At 55.1% G+C, this 20775-nt stretch carries 19 protein-coding genes and 1 other annotated feature; of the genes, 4 read left to right on the plus strand and 15 right to left on the minus strand.

Features of this window, described 5'->3' with window-relative positions:
• Window positions 1-221: 221 nt before the first annotated feature.
• From RDN69_RS00595 to RDN69_RS00635, 9 genes are all read right to left on the minus strand, one after another.
• Window positions 222-995, minus strand: a complete 774-nt coding sequence (locus RDN69_RS00595) for a LarC family nickel insertion protein (protein ID WP_273259391.1) — start codon at window positions 993-995, stop codon at window positions 222-224.
• Window positions 995-1333 carry a nicotinate-nucleotide--dimethylbenzimidazole phosphoribosyltransferase gene (locus RDN69_RS00600; protein WP_308530257.1) on the minus strand — a complete coding sequence of 113 codons (339 nt, stop codon included), beginning with the start codon at window positions 1331-1333 and terminating at the stop codon, window positions 995-997. The genes RDN69_RS00595 and RDN69_RS00600 overlap by 1 nt, the downstream gene beginning before the upstream one ends.
• Entirely contained in the window at window positions 1300-3702 is a 2403-nt protein-coding gene (locus RDN69_RS00605; protein ID WP_273259392.1) for a homocysteine S-methyltransferase family protein, read from the minus strand. The genes RDN69_RS00600 and RDN69_RS00605 overlap by 34 nt, the downstream gene beginning before the upstream one ends.
• Window positions 3689-4279, minus strand: a complete 591-nt coding sequence (locus tag RDN69_RS00610) for a hypothetical protein (RefSeq protein ID WP_273259393.1) — start codon at window positions 4277-4279, stop codon at window positions 3689-3691. Before RDN69_RS00610 ends, RDN69_RS00605 begins: the two co-directional genes overlap by 14 nt.
• Complete coding sequence (gene metF / locus RDN69_RS00615) at window positions 4260-5162, minus strand: methylenetetrahydrofolate reductase [NAD(P)H] (protein WP_024048737.1); 903 nt, start codon at window positions 5160-5162, stop codon at window positions 4260-4262. The genes RDN69_RS00610 and metF overlap by 20 nt, the downstream gene beginning before the upstream one ends.
• A 42-nt stretch (window positions 5163-5204) precedes the next feature.
• Window positions 5205-5444, minus strand: a binding site (T-box leader).
• A 75-nt stretch (window positions 5445-5519) separates the two neighbouring features.
• Window positions 5520-6128 carry a hypothetical protein gene (locus RDN69_RS00620; protein WP_273259395.1) on the minus strand — a complete coding sequence of 203 codons (609 nt, stop codon included), beginning with the start codon at window positions 6126-6128 and terminating at the stop codon, window positions 5520-5522.
• Window positions 6128-7174, minus strand: a complete 1047-nt coding sequence (locus RDN69_RS00625) for a nicotinate-nucleotide--dimethylbenzimidazole phosphoribosyltransferase (protein ID WP_273259396.1) — start codon at window positions 7172-7174, stop codon at window positions 6128-6130. Before RDN69_RS00625 ends, RDN69_RS00620 begins: the two co-directional genes overlap by 1 nt.
• A complete protein-coding gene (gene cobT / locus RDN69_RS00630) occupies window positions 7155-8231 on the minus strand; it encodes a nicotinate-nucleotide--dimethylbenzimidazole phosphoribosyltransferase (protein ID WP_024065387.1) in 1077 nt (358 codons plus the stop codon). The genes RDN69_RS00625 and cobT overlap by 20 nt, the downstream gene beginning before the upstream one ends.
• 93 nt (window positions 8232-8324) lie before the next feature.
• On the minus strand, window positions 8325-9164 hold the full coding sequence (locus RDN69_RS00635; protein WP_024065388.1) for a neutral zinc metallopeptidase: 840 nt from the start codon (window positions 9162-9164) through the stop codon (window positions 8325-8327).
• A gap of 166 nt (window positions 9165-9330) precedes the next feature.
• On the opposite strand from RDN69_RS00635, the gene RDN69_RS00640 reads away from it, so the two are divergent.
• A complete protein-coding gene (locus tag RDN69_RS00640; protein ID WP_024065389.1) occupies window positions 9331-10746 on the plus strand; it encodes an aldehyde dehydrogenase family protein in 1416 nt (471 codons plus the stop codon).
• Window positions 10747-10792: 46 nt separating this feature from the next.
• On the opposite strand, the gene RDN69_RS00645 is transcribed toward RDN69_RS00640, so the two are convergent.
• The 5 genes from RDN69_RS00645 to RDN69_RS00665 form a co-directional block, all read right to left on the minus strand.
• On the minus strand, window positions 10793-12730 hold the full coding sequence (locus tag RDN69_RS00645) for a SpoIVB peptidase S55 domain-containing protein (RefSeq protein WP_024065390.1): 1938 nt from the start codon (window positions 12728-12730) through the stop codon (window positions 10793-10795).
• Window positions 12731-12737: 7 nt separating this feature from the next.
• Window positions 12738-13043 (minus strand): hypothetical protein, encoded by a 306-nt coding sequence (locus tag RDN69_RS00650; protein ID WP_024065391.1) that lies wholly within the window; start codon window positions 13041-13043, stop codon window positions 12738-12740.
• Between the two features lie 43 nt (window positions 13044-13086).
• Window positions 13087-14205 (minus strand): rod shape-determining protein, encoded by a 1119-nt coding sequence (locus tag RDN69_RS00655; RefSeq protein WP_273259398.1) that lies wholly within the window; start codon window positions 14203-14205, stop codon window positions 13087-13089.
• Window positions 14192-15442 (minus strand): UDP-N-acetylglucosamine 1-carboxyvinyltransferase, encoded by a 1251-nt coding sequence (gene murA / locus RDN69_RS00660; RefSeq protein ID WP_024048206.1) that lies wholly within the window; start codon window positions 15440-15442, stop codon window positions 14192-14194. The genes RDN69_RS00655 and murA overlap by 14 nt, the downstream gene beginning before the upstream one ends.
• Window positions 15443-15583: 141 nt before the next feature.
• Entirely contained in the window at window positions 15584-15949 is a 366-nt protein-coding gene (locus RDN69_RS00665) for a hypothetical protein (RefSeq protein WP_024048205.1), read from the minus strand.
• Window positions 15950-16280: 331 nt separating this feature from the next.
• Here RDN69_RS00665 and RDN69_RS00670 point away from each other — a divergent pair, with 331 nt between their 5' ends.
• A complete protein-coding gene (locus tag RDN69_RS00670) occupies window positions 16281-17828 on the plus strand; it encodes an AbgT family transporter (protein ID WP_288218094.1) in 1548 nt (515 codons plus the stop codon).
• A 38-nt stretch (window positions 17829-17866) separates the two neighbouring features.
• Entirely contained in the window at window positions 17867-19117 is a 1251-nt protein-coding gene (gene pepT, locus RDN69_RS00675; RefSeq protein WP_273259475.1) for a peptidase T, read from the plus strand.
• Window positions 19118-19168: 51 nt separating this feature from the next.
• On the opposite strand, the gene RDN69_RS00680 is transcribed toward pepT, so the two are convergent.
• Window positions 19169-19891, minus strand: coding sequence for an ECF transporter S component (locus RDN69_RS00680; protein ID WP_024048202.1), 723 nt, complete (start codon window positions 19889-19891; stop codon window positions 19169-19171).
• Window positions 19892-20132: 241 nt separating this feature from the next.
• On the opposite strand from RDN69_RS00680, the gene RDN69_RS00685 reads away from it, so the two are divergent.
• The gene (locus tag RDN69_RS00685) at window positions 20133-20756 is read left to right on the plus strand and encodes a DedA family protein (RefSeq protein WP_024048201.1); all 624 of its coding nucleotides are present in this window, start codon (window positions 20133-20135) and stop codon (window positions 20754-20756) included.
• Window positions 20757-20775 lie beyond the last annotated feature (19 nt).

The raw sequence follows: 20775 nt of genomic DNA on the forward strand, positions 1-20775 counted from the left end.
ACTCGCGACCCTCGCCTTGGCAAGGCGATGCTCTACCACTGAGCTATTCCCGCATATCAACAGATGCCATTGTAACATACCGTTTTTTTCATGTCAATGACCAGTTAAGTTACTATATAAGAATAGCAAACGAGGATTTTTTTGTCAAGAAGGTTTTCACTTTACCGAAAATTTGTTTTACAAAAAAGTGACATAGCAGAACGTTGCTATGTCACAAAATTTCAAGGGTTTTGGCCGAAAATGTAGGGCGCCGGTACCTGCCATTGCTGCATAGGCAATAACTGGCCGTAGTAGCCGCCCAACGTATTGGAAACGGTAAGATCATACGTCCCTGCGCCGTAGCCGACACGATCAATCACCAATTCAGACGGACGTTTTTCTACCGGTACGGCAAATGTCGCAAGCGCCGCCGCACCGGTCGGTGTAGTGAGTTCATAGTCGGGCGTTCCGGTGATCGTCGGGAACCCCTGCAACAAAAACTGTGTCGCGGGCGCGGGGACCGAAAGTTCGCCGTGTGCCGCGCGAATCGTACCCGATCCGGTGGCCACCGGGCCTGTTAATACAATATCGATGTCCAAATATTCCAAACCGAGCGCAATCGACGCGCAATCGATGATGCAATCGACCGCGCCGACTTCATGAAAATGCACGTCTTCTGGCGCAATCCCATGGGCCCTGCTTTCCGCCAGCGCCAGTGACCAGAAAATGGATGCCGCGCGTTGTTTCGCGCTGCCTGACCAATCGGCGCGCGCCAAAATGGTTAAAATATCCGGTAAATGACGATGCGTGGTTGTTTCCTGTACATCAACGTTAAAATACGTCGCCGTGATGCCTCGCTTGTTGACCTTTTCAAAAATCAACTCGTAGTCGTCAAGTCCGAGTTTTTGTAACTCATTGATCAGCCAAATCCGTGGCACTCCTAAATCAAGCAATACCCCGACAAACATGTTGCCGCTGATCCCGCTCACGGGATCCAAGTACAATGCCCGTTCCATCAGAGCACTTCCTTTCGCTGCCTTCCTTTACCCGGACCGTCCTCCGCCACCGCCACACCGGCGGCGCCGAACGTCCGTATCTCATTCAACATATCGAGTGATGCGTCGAGCAGGGACAGCCCCAATGTCGAGCCGAGTCCTTGCGCCAACGTGAAATTATAATGCAACGCTTCCTGTAATCCCAACTTTTGTAATTGTAATTGGTGCAGGGGATCAGGATACGCCGCCGAGGCGAATACGTAGTCGTTTAGCCGCGGCGCGATCGCTGCCGCCGCTACTGCCGCCTGTCTCCCCGCGATACCGCCTACCGCATCGGATCTTCCCGGGTGCCGAAAAATGCCGCCGCAATATCGGCCACGGCCGCGGGGTGTGCCGCATACCGGTCCGCACCGATGTCGGCCGCGTAGCGTTCATTGAGTACGGCACCGCCGACCACCACTTGCACGTCGGGAATCTCCCGTTTGAGCAAGGCGATGGTTTCCTGCATGGAGACAACCGTCGTCGTCATCAGCGCACTCAAGCCGACCAGTCGTGCATGATAGGTGCGACAGGCATCGAGGATCGCTTGGGGCGGCACGTCTTTGCCGAGGTCGATGATCCGATAGCCGTAGTTTTCCAGTACGACTTTGACAATATTTTTGCCGATATCATGCACATCGTGCCGTACCGTCGCAAGAATAATCGTGCCGCGATCGGCGGCCGTTTCTCCCTTGGCCTCCAGTACCCGTTTGACTTCGGCAAACGCAACTTGTGCGGTTTGCGAGGCCCGGATCAGTTGCGGTAAAAACAGTTGCTGCGTTTCAAAACGTCGTCCCACCTCATTCAATGCGCCGATAAGATCCTCATTGACCACGTCAAGCGGCGCTTTACGGGCGAGCAGTTCTTTTGTCAGTCGCAGCGTTTCCGCTTCCAGTCCGTCGACAATCGCCGCCAAAATCGTCGAGACGGGCGACGGTGCCTCGGCCTCGTCTTGTACTTTACGAGCCCGGGCGATCCATTCCCGCGCCCCGTCATCGTATCCCGCCAGCACACGGTAGGCGGCCAATGTATCCGTCATACCCCGATCGCCGGGATTGGCAATCGGGGCGTCCAGTCCGTGGGCCAGTGCCATCTGTAAAAATGTCCGATTAATGATCGAGCGTTCCGGCATGCCGAAGGAAATATTGCTCACGCCGAGTGCGGTCGCCACGCCGAGTTCCCGTTTCACGAGAGCAACGGCCTCGGCGGTAATCCGTACATTTTCCGCACCGGTGCCGAGTGTCAATGTCAGACAGTCAATGAGGATATTTTCTCGCGGGATACCCCATTCCAATGCGCGAGTAACGATTTTTTCCGCCAGTGCGAGTCGTCCTTTTGCCGTATCGGGAATCCCGTTTTCATCCAGCGTCAGTCCCAGTACGCAGGCCCCATAGTGGCGAGCGATCGGCAATACTTGTGCCAGACTGTCCTCCCCCGCATTGACCGAGTTGAGCAGCGGTTTGCCCGCCACCACTCGTGCCGCCGCCGCCAACGCGATCGGTGAGGCCGTGTCAATCACGAGCGGCGTACCCGTCACCGCTTGTACGGCACGTACCGCCCGCGGCAAGAGTGTCGGTTCATCGACACCCGAGGTACCGACATTGATGTCAAGAAGCGCCGCGCCTTCCCGACGTTGGACAACAGCTTCCCGAACAACACGATCAAGTACGCCGCGACGCAGTTCTTCCTGCAACTCCCGTTTGCCCGTAGGATTGATTCGTTCTCCGATCATCAGCGGGCCTTGTCCCAAAACGACGGTTTCCGCATAAGAGGACACCCGTGTTACGGGAATGACGGACGGTCTCGTGCCGTGCACTTCCCCACGCAACGCATGCAAGCGTGCCATCAGTGCGGGATCGGTACCGCAGCAGCCGCCGATGATCTCCACGCCGCGCGACAGGAAATAGCGCATATGATCAAGATGCGCCTGTACATCGAATCGACTATGACCGTCGGCATCGGGAATCCCGCCGTTCGGCTGCACGATCAACGGCAGTTTCGTTGCCGCCAACAAAGCGTCCACCAGCGGTCGTGTCTCCGCCGCCCCGAAGGAGCAGTTGATCCCGACGGCCGTCACGCCGAGTCCTTCCAGTGTTGTCGCCATACTGACGACATCGGTCCCCGTAAAGGTCCGTCCCGTATGTTCAAAGCTCATCGATGCCAAGACGGGAAGATCGCTGTGTTCGCGGGCCGCAAGAACGGCATATTTGAGTTCCGCCAAATCGGTTTGCGTTTCGATGATGATCAGATCGACACCGGCCGCCACCCCCGCTTCGACTTGTTCCCGATACAAATCATACGCCCGCTCGGGAGACATATCCCCCGCCGGTGCAAGCAACGCGCCGATCGGCCCGATATCCAAGGCCACGTAAATCGGTCGTGTGCCGTGATCGGCGATATAGCGTTCCCGTGCCCGCCGCGCACATCCGACGGCGGCATGAATCAAGGCGCTCGGTGTCGTATCCGTATCCGCACATTTGTAGCCGTTGGCACCGAACGTGTTTGTCGTCAGCACGTCCACGCCGCTCACGAGATAGTCATAGTGTATCGACTCGATAAGTGCAGGCTCATGCAGTACGCACATATCGGGCGCAATCCGCAGATCCGGTCGCCGCCGTTGGACTTCCGTACCCATCGCTCCGTCAATAAGTACGGTCTGCCCGGCAAGAAATGTACTAAATGGTATCATGGGGTTCCTCCTTTCGTGTGCAGCCGGTGAGAAAAATAATCGATTTTTCCGGCACCATCAGATGACCGTCCGTCACATGCACACCGATTCGCTTCGACAGTTGCAGGCATGTTGCCAATTCCTGATTGAGCGCCAGCGGTACGTCACCGTAGCCGGGACTGAAACGCATCGTCGTTGCACCGAACGTGTGCTGCAAGTACGCCGCATAGGCATCGACCAATACCGACGCCGTCGCGTCGACGACAACCCCAAGTGCAGGATCGGTCGCCATCCATTCACGAATGGTACGATACACGTCCTGCCCGATGGTACAGCCGCAAACGATGACCTCGTCGCAATCGGCAAAGAGCCGTCCGAGCGAACGATACGGCAACACGGTATCTCCCCAGCAGCCGCCGGTATCCGTACTCCGCCACGGGCGTCGCTGATGCGTTTCCCGATATACGGCGGCCGCATCGACAATCTCCCGCGCCCGATCGAGCCAACGGCGATCGGACTCACTGATCCGGCGCCGTTTGTGTCGCAAAAAACGCAGCACGTCGTCTTCATCATAAAAATCAGCCAGCGTTCGTTCCACGATGTTCCTCCTTGACCGTTTGCAAGGTGCGGCCGATCCCCCTTGTGATCGCCTGTGCCACTTCCGGCCGATTCATCACATACAGGTGAATACCGTCCACTCCCGATGACAATAAATCAATAATCTGCTCGCACGCATACGCAATGCCCGCATCATACATCGCCTCCGGCGCATGCTCGTAGCGGTCGAGCATCCGGCGAAACTTCGGCGGCAAACTCGCCCCCGACAACGCGGTCATTCGCACAATCTGCGCCTTGTTCAGACAGGGCATGATGCCGGCGGAAATCGGCACATTGATGTCGATACTGCGAGCCGTTTCCAAAAAGCGGAAAAACGCGTCATTGTCAAAAAACAGCTGCGTCACCAAAAAGTCCGCCCCCGCATTCACCTTATCTCGCAAGCGGATCAAATCCGCCGTCAGGCTGCGAGCCTCCGTATGGCCTTCCGGATACGTCGCCGCACCGATACAAAATGCGTGCTTGGAGCGCACGTAAGCCACCAGCTCATTGGCATAACGGAATCCGTCCGCGGGCGTTTCGCCGTCTTCTCTGCGATCGCCGCGAAGCAACAGCGTATTTTCAATTCCCGCCGCTTCGATCCGTGCCAAAATCTCCGCCAGTTCCGCTTGCGAATATCCCACGCAAGTCAAATGCATCAACGGCTCGATGTCCAGCTCCTTGCGGATATACTCCGCCAATTTCAACGTCAACATACCGCGTGCCGCCCCCGCCGCACCGTACGTCACCGACATATAGTCGGGATGCCATTGGGCCAACTCATGCAATGTCGCCACCATATTGCCCAAATCGCCTTCCCGTTTCGGCGGGAACACCTCAAACGAATATAACGGCCCTTCTTTTTCATACTTGTCTTTGATTTTCATACGGACCTCTTTTCCCTATAAAAAAAGCCCTCGCCCTGATTGCTCAGGGACGAGGACACTCGTGGTACCACCCTACTTCATCTGCGCTGCAGACCTCATTCATGTACGGCTCAAAGAGCGATACACCAGTGCAGTGACGGGCACACCCGGCACGACCTTGCCTTGCGGCTCAGCCGGCAGCTCCGAGGCCATTTTCCGCAACGGTTATGATCGCCCGTTTTCACCGACTCGGGCTCTCTGTCGATCGTCTGCGTTGCGTACTCTTCTCTTCATCGCTTTTCACATATGTAAATTAGAAGCATGATACCAAATCCGTCGACCGATTGTCAAACGCTTCGGAAAATTATCACGTACTTCTCACCAATAGCTAATCGTACCGCGTGCACGAGCGGTATCGCCGAATACGTAAGGACGCTCCTGTGTCCACGGCACCGGCTGTCGATAGCCGAGTGTCGCCTCCGTTACCGCATCACCGCAGATGCCGTAACCGACCCGATCGGCAATCCGCTCACCCGGCATTTGTGTCGTCACCCATGTCTGCGTTAATACGGCGATCGCTCCCGTGCCGACGGATTCCGCCGCGACAACCGTCACGTCAAGATAATCCAATCCCAACGCAATGCCCGCCGCCAGCAGCCATTCGTCCGCTGTCAGCACCGCGCCGACCGTTTCCGCCTGAACGGCCAACGCGGCCAAGCGTTGCCACCCGCCCGCCGCTTCACCGTCCGTCGGCAAGGACGCACGTACCGCCGCGGCAGCGGGAGAAACGGGCAGCGTCGCCGTCACCGCGACATCACGCCCGACGATCCCGCGACAGGTGACGTCATGAACCGTCACCGTTGCGCGATCGTGGCACCACCGCCGGTATTCGGCTTGCCAATATGCCGCCGGCACGCCGCAACCGGCAAGCGCACCGAGCCAGCCCGCCGGCGAAGAAAGCACCGGCAGATACAATATCCGTTCCATCACCGCACCTCTTCTCTCTGTCGCCCCTTGCCCGGGCCGTCTTCCGCCACCGCCACACCGGCGGCACCGAACGTCCGCATTTCATTCAACATATCGAGTGATGCATCGAACAGGGACAGTCCCAACGTCGAGCCGAGCCCTTGCGCCAACGTGAAATCATAATGCAACGCAGCCTGTAATCCCAATTTTTGCAATTGTAATTGGTGCAGGGGATCAGGATACGCCGCCGAGGCGAATACGTAGTCTTTTACCCGCGGCGCGATCGCAGCCGCCGCTACTGCCGCTGCGCCGGTGACGCTGTTGTCAAAAACGATCGCCATATGGCGCGCGGCCGCGCCTAAAACCAGCCCCGTCAACATCGCAATCGATGCGTTTCCGTAGCGCGCGAGTACCGTTTCCGGTTCCGTTTGCGCCAACGTCCACGCCTCACTTTGCGCGGTAAAGCCCTGCGCCCGCATCGCTTCGGAGAGTTCCGGTCCTAAAAAGGCCGTCGTCACGGCAAGCGCCGCAAGCGCGCCGCGAGCGCCGATTTCACCGAGCGCCAATGCTTCGACGCCGCTATGCGCCAATTCACCGGCCAGCGCGCCGCCGAAGGCGATTGCTTCCGCGCATGCTTCCTGCGTCAGCGCGTCCCCTTTTTGCAATGACTGACTGCCGTTTTGCATTTTATGCAGCATCACGCCCGCGACATGTTCGGTGTTTTGTTCCAAGCCGACATCCGCCACATATACCGGCGCCTGCAGTTCGCGCGCCAACGCCGAAACGGGCGCCGCGCCGCCGGCAATGAGCATCAGTTCCGCCAGGCTCTTTTTTCCGTGATCCTGATTGTCCGGACTGTCGATCGCCGTATCCGCGGCGGCAATGACAATGGCTTTTTGCAGGCGAGCCGGTTTTTTACGGCAGGTAATGCCGGCGATGCGAATCGCCATTTCTTCCAGTTGCGCCAATGAGCCCAACGGTTTGGTAAGGTTATCGACGTACTCGCGGCATTGCTCCATCACCGAGGTGTCGAGCGGCGCGATTTGATCATTCCATGCTTCCAACATCGGCGTTACCTCCCTGCATCATTTCTTGTTTCGTCAGGCAATCATTGTAAATCGCCAACGCATGTTCAAGCATGCGCATCTGCACCGACGCACCGGACGCTTCTCCGAGCCGTAGCCCTAAATCAACGTAGGCTTCCGTCTGCAAGGCCTCAAGCGCCATGCAATGCGCCTTTTCCGCCGACAGATGCGACGCCATCACATAGTGACGACTGGCAGGAGCGATCGCTTTGGCGATATGCGCGCAGGCGGTCGTATTGAAGCCGTCGATGATGACCAGCGCATGATGCGCGGCCGCCGCTAAAATAACGCCTGAAATCACACCGAATTCGAAGCCGCCGACTTTCGCCAAGACATCGATGCCGTCCGTTTTGTCCAGACGGTTCACCGTCAACGCTTTCGCAACGATTTTCTGTTTGCGCGCCAAACGTTCATCGGAAATATTCGTGCCTCGTCCCGTCACCTGCAATGCATCCCAGCCGCCGAATGCACCGATGATCGCTGCCGCCGATGTTGTATTGGAAATCCCCATTTCCCCGACGGAAAGCAATCGGTAACCGCGCGCGATGACATCACCGGCCACTTCGATCCCCGCTTCGATCGCTTGAATCGCCTGCGCCCTCGTCATCGCCGGTCCTTCACTGAAATCCTGCGTGCCGTAGGCGATTTTTCTGTCCAAGAGCCCCGGAACTCCACTCATATCCGCATTGATGCCCGCATCAATCACCGTCATGTCCGCTCCGGCGTAATGCGCCAGCGCGTTGGCTCCGGCGCCTTTACTGATGAGATAATTTTTCGTCATCTCTACCGTCGTTTCCACCGGATACGCGGACAATTGATGACGCGCCACGCCGTGATCCGCCGCGGCTAAAATCATCATTTTCTTAGGCGGCGTCGGCATGACTTCACCCACTACCGCCGCATATTGCACAACGATATCGCGCAGTTTTCCCAAGTTTCCGTTACCGAGCACCAAATCATCGGCGCGCGACGCGGCCGCTTCCGCAATGCTCGGCGATGGCACTTCAATCTGCGCCACCGTCTTTTCCCACAGACTCATAGGGTCCCTCCCATCATAATGACTTCATTATAACACGGACATTTTGTCTTCTATTTCGCACAATAAAAAAGCGGTATGTCCGCTTTTTTGATTTTAAATTTGCAGGCCCAGGGCCCCGAATGTATCGCCGTGACCGAAATCATGGTACTGCATGCCGCGTCGGAACCACTCCGCGCGCTGCGCGCTGGTGCCGTGCGTAAATTCCTCCGGACGGATCTGCCCTTGCGTGATCTTTTGCAAATGATCATCGCCGACCGTCTTGGCGGCATTGATCGCCTCTTCGATATCGCCCGCGTCAAGGTAGCCTTTTTGCTGCACATAGTACGCAAACACTCCGGCCAAATAATCCGCATGCAGTTCCAGCGCGACCGAGTATTTTTTCGCGTCCGCCTCACTCATTTGTTGCTGCAGCTTATGAACATGCATCAGCAGCCCCGATTGGTTTTGCACGTGGTGGCCGACTTCGTGCGCCAACACGTAGGCCATCGCAAAATCGCCGCCCTGACCGCCGAATTTGCGTTGTAAATCGTTGGCGAACGTCACGTCCATGTAAATGGTTTTATCGACCGGACAATAAAACGGACCGGTCGATTTGCCCGCCACGCCGCAACCGGAACGTACCTGTTCTTCAAAAAACATCAGTTTCGGTTCTTCGTATCTTTCTCCGACTTCCGCGAACTTTTGGTGCCAAACATCTTCCGTGTCCGCCAAGACGACGCTCAACATATCTTCCATGTTGCGGCGCGCCGGATCGCTCGCCTGCTGTTCCACCTGTTGCGTCTGTCCGGCGCCCGCCATATTAATTACGTCGGAAACGTTACCGCCGAAAAACGAATAGATCAAGGCGAAAATAATCAAACCCAAACCGCCGATTTTCGCCGGTCCGCCACCGCGCCCCGTGTTACTGCTCATCCGTCTGCCCCGCCATTGCATTGCCGAAACCTCCTCTGCATTACGTCCGTTTTATTTTCATTTTAGCATACAAAGCGGCTAAACACACCGCTGCGGACGATAAAACTTCGCCATCGCACCTTGTTTCCTATTTTAGATGCAAGTACAATGAAACCAAACAAATCCATTGTTACGAAAGGAGTCGCCTATGAATTTTGAACGTTTATATATCAACGGGGAATGGGTATCGCCCCAAAGCACGGAACGAATTAAAGTGGAAAATCCCGCGAGCATGTATCGGTTTGCCGCCGTTCCCGTCGCCACCGATACGGAAGTCGACGCGGCCTGTCGGGCCGCCGCCGATGCCGCCTGGCGTTGGCAGGAATCGCCGCTCGCCGCGCGGCTGACGATTTGCGAAAAAATGTTGGCGCAGCTGCTGACCCGCAAAGCGGAAATCGTCGATATTGAAATCCAAGAACTCGGCGCGCCGAGTCAAATGGCCGAAAAGGTTCATTTCGATTTCCAGGTGGAACGCATGCGTACCTTCATGCGCCTTGCGCAAGAAATCGAATTTCGAGAAGAGTTGGAGCATTCGACATTGTACCGTGAGCCGGTCGGTGTAGTCGCGGCCATTACGCCGTGGAACTATCCGCTCGGTCAGGTCGTGCAGAAAATTATGCCGGCCATTTTGATGGGCAATACCGTCATTTTAAAACCTAGCCAACACACGCCGCTTTCCGTATACTACTTGGTGGATGCGTTCCATCAGGCGGGACTGCCTAAAGGCGTGTTAAATCTCGTCACGGGTCGCGGCGGCGACGTCGGCAACGTCTTGGCTTCGCATCCGCTGGTCGACATGGTTTCCTTCACCGGTTCCACTACCGGCGGCATTGAAGTCGGTAAGCACGGTTTGGATTCGGTGAAAAAAATTCATTTAGAGCTCGGCGGCAAATCGCCCTGCGTTATCCTGCCGGACGCCGATATCGATCAGGCGATTCGGGCCTGCTTCAATTCGCTCCTCTTGAATTGCGGCCAAACGTGCTCGGCGCTGTCCCGCCTTTTGATCCCGGAGGATCAGAAAGAAGCCATCGAAACGCGCTTGGTGGAAATTCTGCAAGAATATCCGGTCGGCGATCCGCGAGAAGAAGGCACGAAGATCGGGCCGCTGGCCAGTGAAAAACAGTTCACTAAAGTAAAAAAATATATTGAAACGGGTCTTGCCGAAGGCGCGCGCATGCTCACCGGTAGTGTGCCCACCGAACCGATCGGCGGCTACTACGTCCAACCCGTGATTTTCACCGATGTCACCAACGATATGCAAATCGCGCAGGAAGAAATTTTCGGTCCCGTGCTGTGCGTCATTACGTACAAGGACCTGCCGGATGCGTTGCACATCGCCAACGATACGATTTACGGTCTGAATGCCGCGGTGCACGGACCGTTTGATGAGGCCGTCGCGTTCGCGCGCCGCATTAAATCGGGCAATGTGTATATCAACGACAGCGCGCGCGATGTAACCGCGCCGTTCGGCGGTTACAAAATGAGCGGCATCGGCCGCGAAGGAGGCATCGAGGGTATCTTGGAATTTACCCAGAGTAAAGTCCTCTTTGATCATGACGCGTAATTTACGCCAATAAAAAAAGAACCGCAGTTGCGGTTCTTTTTTTATGTCATTTTTTATCTTTCGCCGGGCGCTTGTCAGCTTGCGGCTCTTTGTTCGCGTCTTTATTTTCCTGGTCGTTGTCCGCTTCGGCATCGTTTTCCGTCACTTTTTCCCGCAGCTGCGCCATGATTTCTTTCACCGCATCGCGACGGCGGCGATCGTTGGGCGCTACCACTTCAAACTCGAATTGGCCGTCGCCTTTGATAATGTACGGCATCGTGACGCGCGTTTTGGCTTTTTCGTCCTCATCACCGCCCGCCAACGTATCCGCGTCGGTCTTTTTACCCTTATGCAAATAGTCCGGCAGCGTTTCTTTCGCCGGTTCTTGCAACTGCGCATGATGCCCCGCGGATTTTTCATCCGGTACCATACTGACATTGTCTTCCAGAATTTCCACGATCAGCTCGTTATTTTTATCTTCCTTTTGCAGCTTGTTCAGAAAATCGCGGAAATCTTTATACTTTCGCAACCGATCAATAATTTCATCCGTCAAATTGAGCTGCTGCTTTTGGATCAGGTACGGCAACGGTACGACACCGCCGCCGCGCACTTCCAGCGTCATCGGCCCAAGCGGCTGATCGGCGGGCACCGTAAAGGCGAGCGTCTTGGAAACGACTTCGCCGCGGTACGGACGCAGTTTCACATTGACATAGATGATGTCACCCGGGCTCACAATCCCCGGCCGCGCTTTCGCATCGATGATTTCTGCGACTTCTTTATCTTCCGTCAGCGAAAGCGACAAGTTGATGCCGCGCAACGCATATTTTTGGAACGGGTTTTTCGCCAGCGCTTCCAGCACGTTGTACAGTTCATCGACAGAGCGTTCGCTGACACTTTTGGCCGAGTAGTACATATTATCGCGCTTAAATGTCGGCAAGGACGTATCCTGCGGCAAAAATTCATAGCTGAGTTTGACCGTGCCGCGACCGCCGCGATCAATCGTTTTTTTGACAAGATCGTACGCGGTCGTCGCCGCCAAAATCGGCGTCAAATCGTGATCCTCGACCATTCGCACATTCGCCGCGCGATCCGTTTGCGTATCGCGATCCGTCACGTTGACCTGCATCGCCACGGCTTTCGGCGCGCGCCCTTCGATACCGGCAATCCCCGCGCCGCGATCCTGGTAAATTTTACCGATCTCGCTGCCGATGGAGCCGATCTTAAATGCGGAATTCACCGACGGCACCACCGTGAAAATGTACGAATTGTGCATGAAATAATCCAATTCGCCGCGCTTCAAAAACGGATGGCCGAACGCCACAATACGATTTTCATCGGCGTACGTGACCGTACCGATCGCGCCCAGTTTCAAATCGCCGGTGACGAGCGTCACCGCGACCGCGCTGCCGGGTTGCAACGCATGCGGTGCGGCATCATAGTTGCCTGCGCCGGCTGTCGCTTGCGGCTGCAATCCGAACGGCGCCAATTTTTGCGTCAGATATTGTAACGACTCTGGCGTAAATCCCGCCGCCATCAACGGCGTGCCCATCGGAATCAGCGGCGGCTCTACCGACGGCGCTTCATCGTGCGCCGCTTTATCCGGCAGCGCCCACAGTTTCAGCATGTCGCCGATCGGCGTCACCATGCCCACCGTGCCGTCCGCAAACCCCCAGCCGTACCCGATCGCGCCGACAAGTTTACCGTCAATATATACGGGACTGCCGCTCATGCCCTGCGCGATGCCGCCGGTTTTTTCAATCACCGGGCCGCTGACTTTGACCAAAATTAAGTCCCCTGAAGGACCGCGCTGTTGGAGTACTCCAAGCACATTGACGTCAAATTCTTCAATTGTGTCGCCCTGCACCACCGTCTTGGCCACACCGCGCATGCCTTCCCGCACATCCGACGGCGGCATGATATCGACCGCGTTGGCGAAGCCGGTTACTAATGTAAAGAGAAGCGTCAGCAACCATACCGATCGCCGACGCTTTTTGAATACGTTCATATCGCTCCTATTTGGTTTCCACGATCGCGACTTCGTCGCCTTTATTGATCGTTGCACCGACTTGCGTTTCCACTTTTGTTACTTTACCGTCTACCGTAGCCCGCGCTGCCGGCATCGAACCGGCCAACGATTCGACGGAGACAAGCGGCGTGCCTTCTTTGACGTCCGTACCTACCGGCACGACATCGGTTACTTTACCCGTTAATACGGTTGTATGAACCACAGCCTGCGCCATGACGCCGACCACGCCCAAAACAGCTAAGGCCGCGGCCAATAATAAGGACGCGCGCATGCGTTTTTTGCTTTTTTTCATAGTATCACCTCACACGCATATTATACCATATTGCCGTCTGCACTTACGCGGAGTGCGGATTTTCAAAGCCCAAAGAGTCACGCAACAAGGGCATTTCCCACAGCGCTTTGCCCGCGCCGATGGCCACCGCATAGAGCGGATCTTCGCCGAGATACACCGGCACGCCGAGAAATTGTGTTAAGTAACGATCTAACCCGCGCAAAAGCGCGCCGCCACCGACCAGCATGATGCCGTGCGACGAAATCCATTGACTGAGTTCGGGGCGTGTTTGATGTAACACTTCATGCAACGCCTGTGCGATCTGATGCGCGTAGGGAATCAGCGCCGGTCGCAACATGGCTGCCGTGATTTCCGTTTGCCGCGGTAAACCGGTTTGACTGTCTTTACCCGCGCATAGCGATGTGGCCATCGCGTTTTCATCGACATCGCAGAAACGCTGTTTCAAACGTTCACAGGTGAGGGGACCGAGCAACAATCCCGTTTCCTGTAAAACGATTTTCGCAATCGCCCGATCAATATCCATGCTGCCGAGCGGCAGCACTTCCGTATCCACCAAACCGTTCGCGTCCACCACGGCCAGATCCGTTTTGCCCGCGCCCAAATCGGCGACCAACAGTCCCGCTGTTTTGGCTTTATCCAAATCGGCGCCGTACGCCGCGGCAAGCGTTCCCGGCAAGCGCACCGCTTTCCGCGCGCCCAAAGCCGCCGCCGTTCCCAACAGAGCCGCCGCAGCGACATCGCTTTGCCGTCCCGCCATCGTCATCACCAGGCGCGGACGTTTCCATAAACCCGAAACCTGTCGCCCGACAAGTTCACGTACCAAGTGCGCCGCCGCGGAAAAATCGGTGATGACACCGCGTTCCACCGGTCGCACCAAGGCAAGTTCCTGCGGTACGCGGCCGGCCAAGGCCGCTGCTTTCGCGCCGAGCGCCACGACCTCGCGTGTTTCCCGGTCGACTGCCAGCACCGATGGCTCCCGTACCACGACACCCTCGCCACGTACATACACTACCGTGTTGGCGGAGCCCAAATCGACAGCGATATCCGTCGCGCCGACACCGGCCAGCCAATCGAGCAGGGAGTGTGAGCGATGTTGCCGCGTCGCGGGCGGTGTCCGCCGCGCACTTTTGCTCCGTACCGATTTACGTTTATTTCCGAACAATGTCTGCTCCCAAACCGCTTAATTTTTCTACAAAACGGTCATAGCCGCGATCGATGTGGTGCAGATGTCCGACGGATGTCGTTCCGTCCGCCACCAGACCGGCCAGCACCAAGGCTGCGCCGGCGCGCAAATCGGTCGCTTCGACCGGACAACCTTCCAGGCGTTCCACGCCTTCGATCACGGCGCTGCCGCCTTCAATTTTAATTTTGGCGCCCATGCGAGTCAACGCATCCACATGCATGAACCGATTTTCAAATACGGTTTCTTTGACCACGCTCGTGCCCTCGGCAATTGTCGTGAGCGCCATAAACTGCGCCTGCATATCGGTCGGAAAACCCGGATACGGCAATGTTTTCACGTCGACCGCCTGCAAGCGATCCGGACCGACGACGCGAATGCCGTTGATGTCTTCCACCACGGCCGCGCCCGCTTCTTTTAACTTCGCGACCAGCGGTTTGACGTGCTCCGCCAACGCGTTTTCTACATACACATCCCCGCCCGTCATGGCCGCCGCCACCATGAAAGTACCGGCTTCGATACGATCGGGAATGACATTATGCACGACACCATGCAGTTCTTTCACGCCTTCGATGCGGATCACATTCGTGCCCGCGCCGCGAATGTTCGCGCCCATGCTGTTCAAAAACATCACGAGATCGACAATTTCAGGCTCTTCCGCTGCATTTTCAATGACCGTGCGACCGTCGGCAAGGCATGCCGCCATCAACGCGTTTTCGGTCGCGCCGACACTCGGAAAATCGAGGTAAATCTGCGCGCCTTTCAAACCGTTCGGCACGACGGCTTCCACATAGCCGTGCCCCAAATTAATTTCCGCACCGAGTGCGGCGAACGCTTTCAAATGCAGATCAATCGGTCGGGTGCCGATCGCGCAACCGCCCGGCAGCGAAATTTTCGCCCGCCCCAGCCGCGCCAAAAGCGGCCCCATAACCAGAAACGATGCCCGCATTTTGCTGACCCATTCATACGGCGCTTCATAAGATGTCAGCTGTGCCGCATCAAAACGCAATTCATTTCCCGTTTGGGAAACCACGACGCCGAGCTGTTCCAACACTTTACAAATGGTCGTGACATCTTCCAACTGCGGGATCTCCGGCAAGGTGCTCGGAGTAATCGGCAGCATCGTCGCCGCAATAATCGGCAACACAGCGTTTTTGGCGCTGGAAACGCGCACTTTGCCGGAAAGTCGGCGACCGCCTTTAATGAATAATTGTTCCAACTGTTTCCTCCACTATCGGGGCTATACTGTATCGTAAATCGCAAAAATAAAATTGATATTTTTATGTGTATTCGAGATATTTATATAATAACAAGTATACCATGTGATTTCAATCGGCTTGGAAACGCAAAAAGAACACGGTTAACCGCGTTCTTTTTGCGTTTCCCAATCGGAACGTACTACGTGTTCCCCGTTGTCACTGAGAAAATCACCGATCATAATATACAGTCGCTGCGTGTCTATTTCCAAAGGCTTCGCCAAATCATCCGCGCCTAACGGTTGAATCAATGTGACATCGCGGTACACGGAAAAGAGGTACGCCTCTCCGCTGTAAAAAGACGAGTCGTACTCATAATCCAGCACCTCACTGATGGCCGTGCGAATCGCGTCTCCCTGCGTGCGCACATCAACGGCAAACACATCGCTTAAAAGTCCCAAAGGCGCGGCAAATATGTACATGGTTTCCCGCCGTCCGTCTAACGTGACCTGGCGCTTTTTATAATCCATAAGCAGCACTCCAATTTGCATTCATTGTAAAAGATTTTTCATAAAATTACAATCTTACGATACGTGCAATATCTCTTGCCGATGATCGAGAAGCGAAGCTGCTGTAATGACGTTTGCCAAATTCGTATGCTTACGTTTAATTTTTTTAACATTTTGATTACTTTCCCGTAATACAAGTGTTTAACGCGTTGCGCCCAGTGCATGCAAGCGCTGTCTGGTGCGCACGAAGGCCGCGTGACGTAAGTTTGCTATTGCGGTTTATGCCATATAATCTTATACTAATGGACAATTGTATTTTTATTATTCGTTGTTTTATTAAGGATGGTGGATTATGAAAACTGCTGTAGCGCCGGGAAGGCCCAAAGGAATTTTGGGCTGGATCGAAAGAGTGGGTAACCGCGTTCCCGATATTACGATTTTGTTCATTGGCGCCTTTTTGATTGTCTGCGTAATCTCGGCCCTGATGTCGCCGATTCATTTCTCGTATATCAATCCTGTCACCAAAGAACCGATTCGTATTATCAGTATGCTGGCACCGAGCCAACTTGTTAAATTGATGACGAAGATGGTTACGAATTACTCCGGTTTCCCGCCGCTCGGCATGGTCATCGTGGCGACATTGGGCATCGCCATCGCCGACGGCTCCGGCTATATCCGCGCGGGGCTACGCAAGTTGCTCGCCGTCACGCCAAAAGCGGCGCTCTCGCCGATTATTATTTTGGCGGGTATGTTGAGCCATATCGGTCCGGATACCGGTTACGTGATCATCATACCGATTGCCGCCTACATGTTTTACGCGGTAGGTAAACATCCGCTCGCCGGTATCGCCGCATCATTCGCCGGTATCGCCGGCGCGTTTGCCGCCAACTATACACCGAGCGCGATTGACCCGATCATCCAGGGCTTCACGCAAAGCGCGGCGCAGATTATCGCCCCTTCGTATCAAGTCAACATTTTATGTAACTATTTCTACATGTTCGGCGCGACGTTCGCCGTCATCCCCGCCTGCTGGTACATCACCGAAAAAATTGTCGAGCCGTGGCTGTGGAAAATGTATCCGCTTTCTACCGATGCGGATATTGAAGCGGAAACGAACAAGCCGCTCACCGCAAAAGAAAATCGCGCGTTCTATGCCGCCAGCGCATTCCTCATTTTGTTCATGGTCGGTTTGTTCTGGGCGCTGTCCACACCGGATTCCGTATGGCGCGCGTCGGACGGCACGATCGCAAGCTTTAAAGCGCCGGTCATGCAGTCCCTGGTTTCGTTGATCTTCGTCATCGCCGGCGGTACCGGTTTGATCTACGGCATTATGTCGGGTAAATTCAAAAGTCCGAAAGATGTCACCGCCGCGATGGAAGATATGACGCATACTCTCGTGCAATTAATCGTATTCTACTTTTTCGCGGCGCAGTTCCTGTACGCGTTCAACGCGTCGCAGATCGGCGTTCTGCTCGCCGTTTCCGGCGCAGACTTCCTGCGTTCACTGGCGATGCCGCCGCAGCTTACGATCGGCGGAATTATTATTTTCGTCGGTCTCTTGAATTTAATCATTACTTCGGCTTCGGCGAAATGGGCCATCTTAGCACCGATCTTCGTCCCGATGTTGATGGGTGTCGGCATTGCTCCGGAACTGACGCAGGTAGCGTTCCGCGTCAGCGACTCGGCCGTCAACGTCGTCACGCCGATGTTCGCGTTTTATCCTTTGATCATTACGTACTGCCAAAAATACGTCAAAGAAGCCGGCATCGGCACGTTGAGTTCCATGATGCTGCCTTATACGATCGGCTTGCTGGTGACATTGTCCATAGTCCTCTACGTGTTCTGGGGTCTCGACCTGCCGCTCGGTCTGCAAGCTTCGTACTTATATCCGCGCCCGTAAGCGCTTAATCAGAGAGAGGAGTCCTGAAATTGGAATACATGAGTCGTGAATCTTTACTGGAACGTTTCTTGCGTTATATCTCGATCCCCAGCCAAAGCGATCCGACCGTCAGCGAAATCCCCAGCACGAAAATGCAGTGGGACATGGTACGCGAGTTGGAAACGGAATTAAAAGAACTGGGCTTGGAAGATATTCATGTGAGCGAACACGCGGTTTTGACCGCGCGTTTGGCCGCCACCGCCGACGCTCCGGAAGGCACGCCGGTCATCGGTTTTTGCACCCACGTCGATACGGTAGACGTGCAGCTTGCTCCGGAAATTTCGCCGCAAGTCGTGAAAAATTATGACGGCGGCGTCATTACGCTCAACAAAGAAAAAAATCTCGTGCTTGATCCGGAAACGGAAACCGCGTTGAAAAATTACGTCGGCGACACGATTGTGACGACGACCGGCAACTCCGTGCTCGGTTCCGATGACAAAGCGGGCGTCGCCGCGGTCATGGGCGCGATCACCGAACTGGTGAAAAGCGGCGCGCCGCACGGTGAAATTTACCTGGCATTCGTGCCGGATGAAGAAACCGGTTTGCGCGGCAGTAAAAAAATGGAGCTCGATCGTTTCCCCGTCGACTTCGCGTACACGCTCGACTGCTGTGAAATCGGCGAAGTCGTTTACGAAACGTTTAACGCCGGCAGCGCCGTGATCAACATCCAAGGTGTCGCCGCGCACCCGATGTCCGCCAAAGGCAACATGGTCAATCCGGTACTGATCGCCTGCGATTTCGTGCAGTATTTTGACCGTTTGAAAACGCCGGAAAACACCGACGGCACCGACGGCTACATCTGGGTGCAGGGCATTTCGGGCAACCAGTCAAACGCGAGCGTCGAGCTCAACATCCGCGATCATCATCGTGATCGTTACCTCGGCTATAAAGATTACATCAAAAAAGCGGTCGCTTTCTTAAAAGAACGGTATCCGCGCGCGACGATCGAACTTTCGATGGAAGATGTCTACGCCAATATTAAAGACGCGAAAACGCCGGCAAACGAATTCGCCGTCGATCATATTTACACCGCGATGGAACGCCTCGGCATCACGCCGAAAACGCTTTCGATGCGCGGCGGCACCGACGGTTCGTACCTGTCCTCGCAAGGCATCTTCACGCCGAACTTCTTCACCGGCGGCCACAACTTCCACTCGGTCTATGAATATTTACCGCTTAATTCCTTAGTGAAATCGTCGGAAATGGTGCGCACCATTATCGATCTCGTTCAGGAAGACGCGAAAAAATAACGCAATTAAAAAGCATCGCCGCAAGGCGATGCTTTTTTTGTGTCGTGAATATTACGCTTGCCGGCGAGTCGGTTTGCGCGTTTTGAGCAGTACCAACACGATCGGCGTGACAATCACGGCCGCGCCGATGGCTTCCGGAATGCCGTTGGCGATGCAAATGCCAATGATAATATTAACTACCTGATCGAGCGGAACATGACGCATTTCCGCGAATTCTTTAGCGTACAAAATATACGTCAAGCCCATGACCATGATCGTGTTCATCATCGATGTTACCAATGCGGACACCGCGATTTTAACGGCCTGCGCTCCCGGCATGGCGCGGTACACGAGGTACGCGATCAAACCGAGCAGCACGCGCGGCAATACCGAAATGAGCGGATTCAAAAACACGATACTCATCAGCGTCGGCGCCACAATATTTTGGAATAAGCTGAAGCAACCGAAAATCAAACCGGTCATCATGCCGACGCGCGGTCCTTCCACAATGCCGCCGATAATCGTCGGAATATGCAGAATGGTCGCTTTCATATAAATGAGGTGAATAAAACCGTAGCCCGTCAAACCGAGCAATGCGGTAATACCGCCTAAAAGGCCGGTGATCACAAGCTGCCGTACCGTCATAAACGAACGTTTCGTCGGCGGCGCTACGTTCGGCCGTTCGTCCGCAGGCCGCTCCGCTACTTGCGAATCCGCCTGCAAATCATTAATCGGTGATGTCACTTCCGTCGTGCGCGGCTTGTCCGCCGCCGGATCTTTTTGCCAATTTTCCATTTTGTTCCTCCGTTCTTATTCCTTTAGGGATATAAGTCGTTACCAGAACCGTACGATTGCGCTTGCCCATGCAAGCTGCCGTAAATCAAAAGCATTATAGAGATAATCGCCTGCCTTGTCAAGACGGAAGGCTGCCGTTATAATCAAATTTATACGATACGCGTCTTTCGGTATGACAGACGTTCCTATGTCGTTTACGCGCAATGCGCATGCAAATAAATGAATCACGGAAGGAGTCCGTATGGATTGGCTTTATCTTTTCATGGAAGATTACGGCTACTGGGCGCTGTTTTTAACCATGGTTGCGGAAAATATGAATATCCCGATTCCGAGCGAAGTCGTTTTAGGCTTTGCCGGTTATCTCGTACATCGCGGCACTTTCACCTACACGCTCGCCTGCGTGGTCGGCGTCGCGGCGGGACTGGTGGGATCGCTGCTGTCGTACGCTATCGGTTACTACGGCGGCCGTCCTTTCTTACAAAAACATAAACATCTCTTTTTTCTCTCGCAAACGAAACTTTCTTCGGCGGATGATTGGTTTGCCCGCTACGGCGGCATTGCCGTTTTGACCGGCCGTCTGTTACCGGGCATACGCACATTTATTTCGCTGCCCGCCGGAATGGCGCGCTATCCGCTCAAACCCTTCATCTGGTATACCGTGATCGGCACGATTCCCTGGACGATGCTGCTCGTTTGGCTCGGGTTCCAGCTGGGCGAGCATTGGGAAAATCTTCTGACCTACGACATGGAACTGTTTATCGGTTCCGTCGTCGTGGCCGCCCTCGCCTATGCTTATTACCACTACCTGCGCAAACGTCGCTCCCAAAATTCGCAAAACGCAAACCGCTCCCATGACGACAAATAAAGATTAAATTTGTCGCGCA

It is taken from the genome of uncultured Negativicoccus sp. (assembly GCF_902480485.1).
GTDB lineage: Bacteria > Bacillota > Negativicutes > Veillonellales > Negativicoccaceae > Negativicoccus > Negativicoccus succinicivorans.

Bases quoted from the DNA above. Each gene is read 5' to 3' on its own strand.
- metF (WP_024048737.1), bottom strand. From the start codon at position 5,162: ATGAAAATCAAAGACAAGTATGAAAAAGAAGGGCCGTTATATTCGTTT.
- RDN69_RS00650 (WP_024065391.1), bottom strand. From the start codon at position 13,043: ATGAAAAAAAGCAAAAAACGCATGCGCGCGTCCTTATTATTGGCCGCG.
- RDN69_RS00620 (WP_273259395.1), bottom strand. From the start codon at position 6,128: ATGGAACGGATATTGTATCTGCCGGTGCTTTCTTCGCCGGCGGGCTGG.
- RDN69_RS00605 (WP_273259392.1), bottom strand. From the start codon at position 3,702: ATGATACCATTTAGTACATTTCTTGCCGGGCAGACCGTACTTATTGAC.
- RDN69_RS00635 (WP_024065388.1), bottom strand. From the start codon at position 9,164: ATGCAATGGCGGGGCAGACGGATGAGCAGTAACACGGGGCGCGGTGGC.
- pepT (WP_273259475.1), top strand. From the start codon at position 17,867: ATGAGTCGTGAATCTTTACTGGAACGTTTCTTGCGTTATATCTCGATC.
- RDN69_RS00685 (WP_024048201.1), top strand. From the start codon at position 20,133: ATGGATTGGCTTTATCTTTTCATGGAAGATTACGGCTACTGGGCGCTG.
- RDN69_RS00680 (WP_024048202.1), bottom strand. From the start codon at position 19,891: ATGGAAAATTGGCAAAAAGATCCGGCGGCGGACAAGCCGCGCACGACG.
- RDN69_RS00595 (WP_273259391.1), bottom strand. From the start codon at position 995: ATGGAACGGGCATTGTACTTGGATCCCGTGAGCGGGATCAGCGGCAAC.
- cobT (WP_024065387.1), bottom strand. From the start codon at position 8,231: ATGAGTCTGTGGGAAAAGACGGTGGCGCAGATTGAAGTGCCATCGCCG.
- RDN69_RS00665 (WP_024048205.1), bottom strand. From the start codon at position 15,949: ATGGATTATAAAAAGCGCCAGGTCACGTTAGACGGACGGCGGGAAACC.
- RDN69_RS00645 (WP_024065390.1), bottom strand. From the start codon at position 12,730: ATGAACGTATTCAAAAAGCGTCGGCGATCGGTATGGTTGCTGACGCTT.
- RDN69_RS00625 (WP_273259396.1), bottom strand. From the start codon at position 7,174: ATGTTGGAAGCATGGAATGATCAAATCGCGCCGCTCGACACCTCGGTG.
- RDN69_RS00640 (WP_024065389.1), top strand. From the start codon at position 9,331: ATGAATTTTGAACGTTTATATATCAACGGGGAATGGGTATCGCCCCAA.
- RDN69_RS00670 (WP_288218094.1), top strand. From the start codon at position 16,281: ATGAAAACTGCTGTAGCGCCGGGAAGGCCCAAAGGAATTTTGGGCTGG.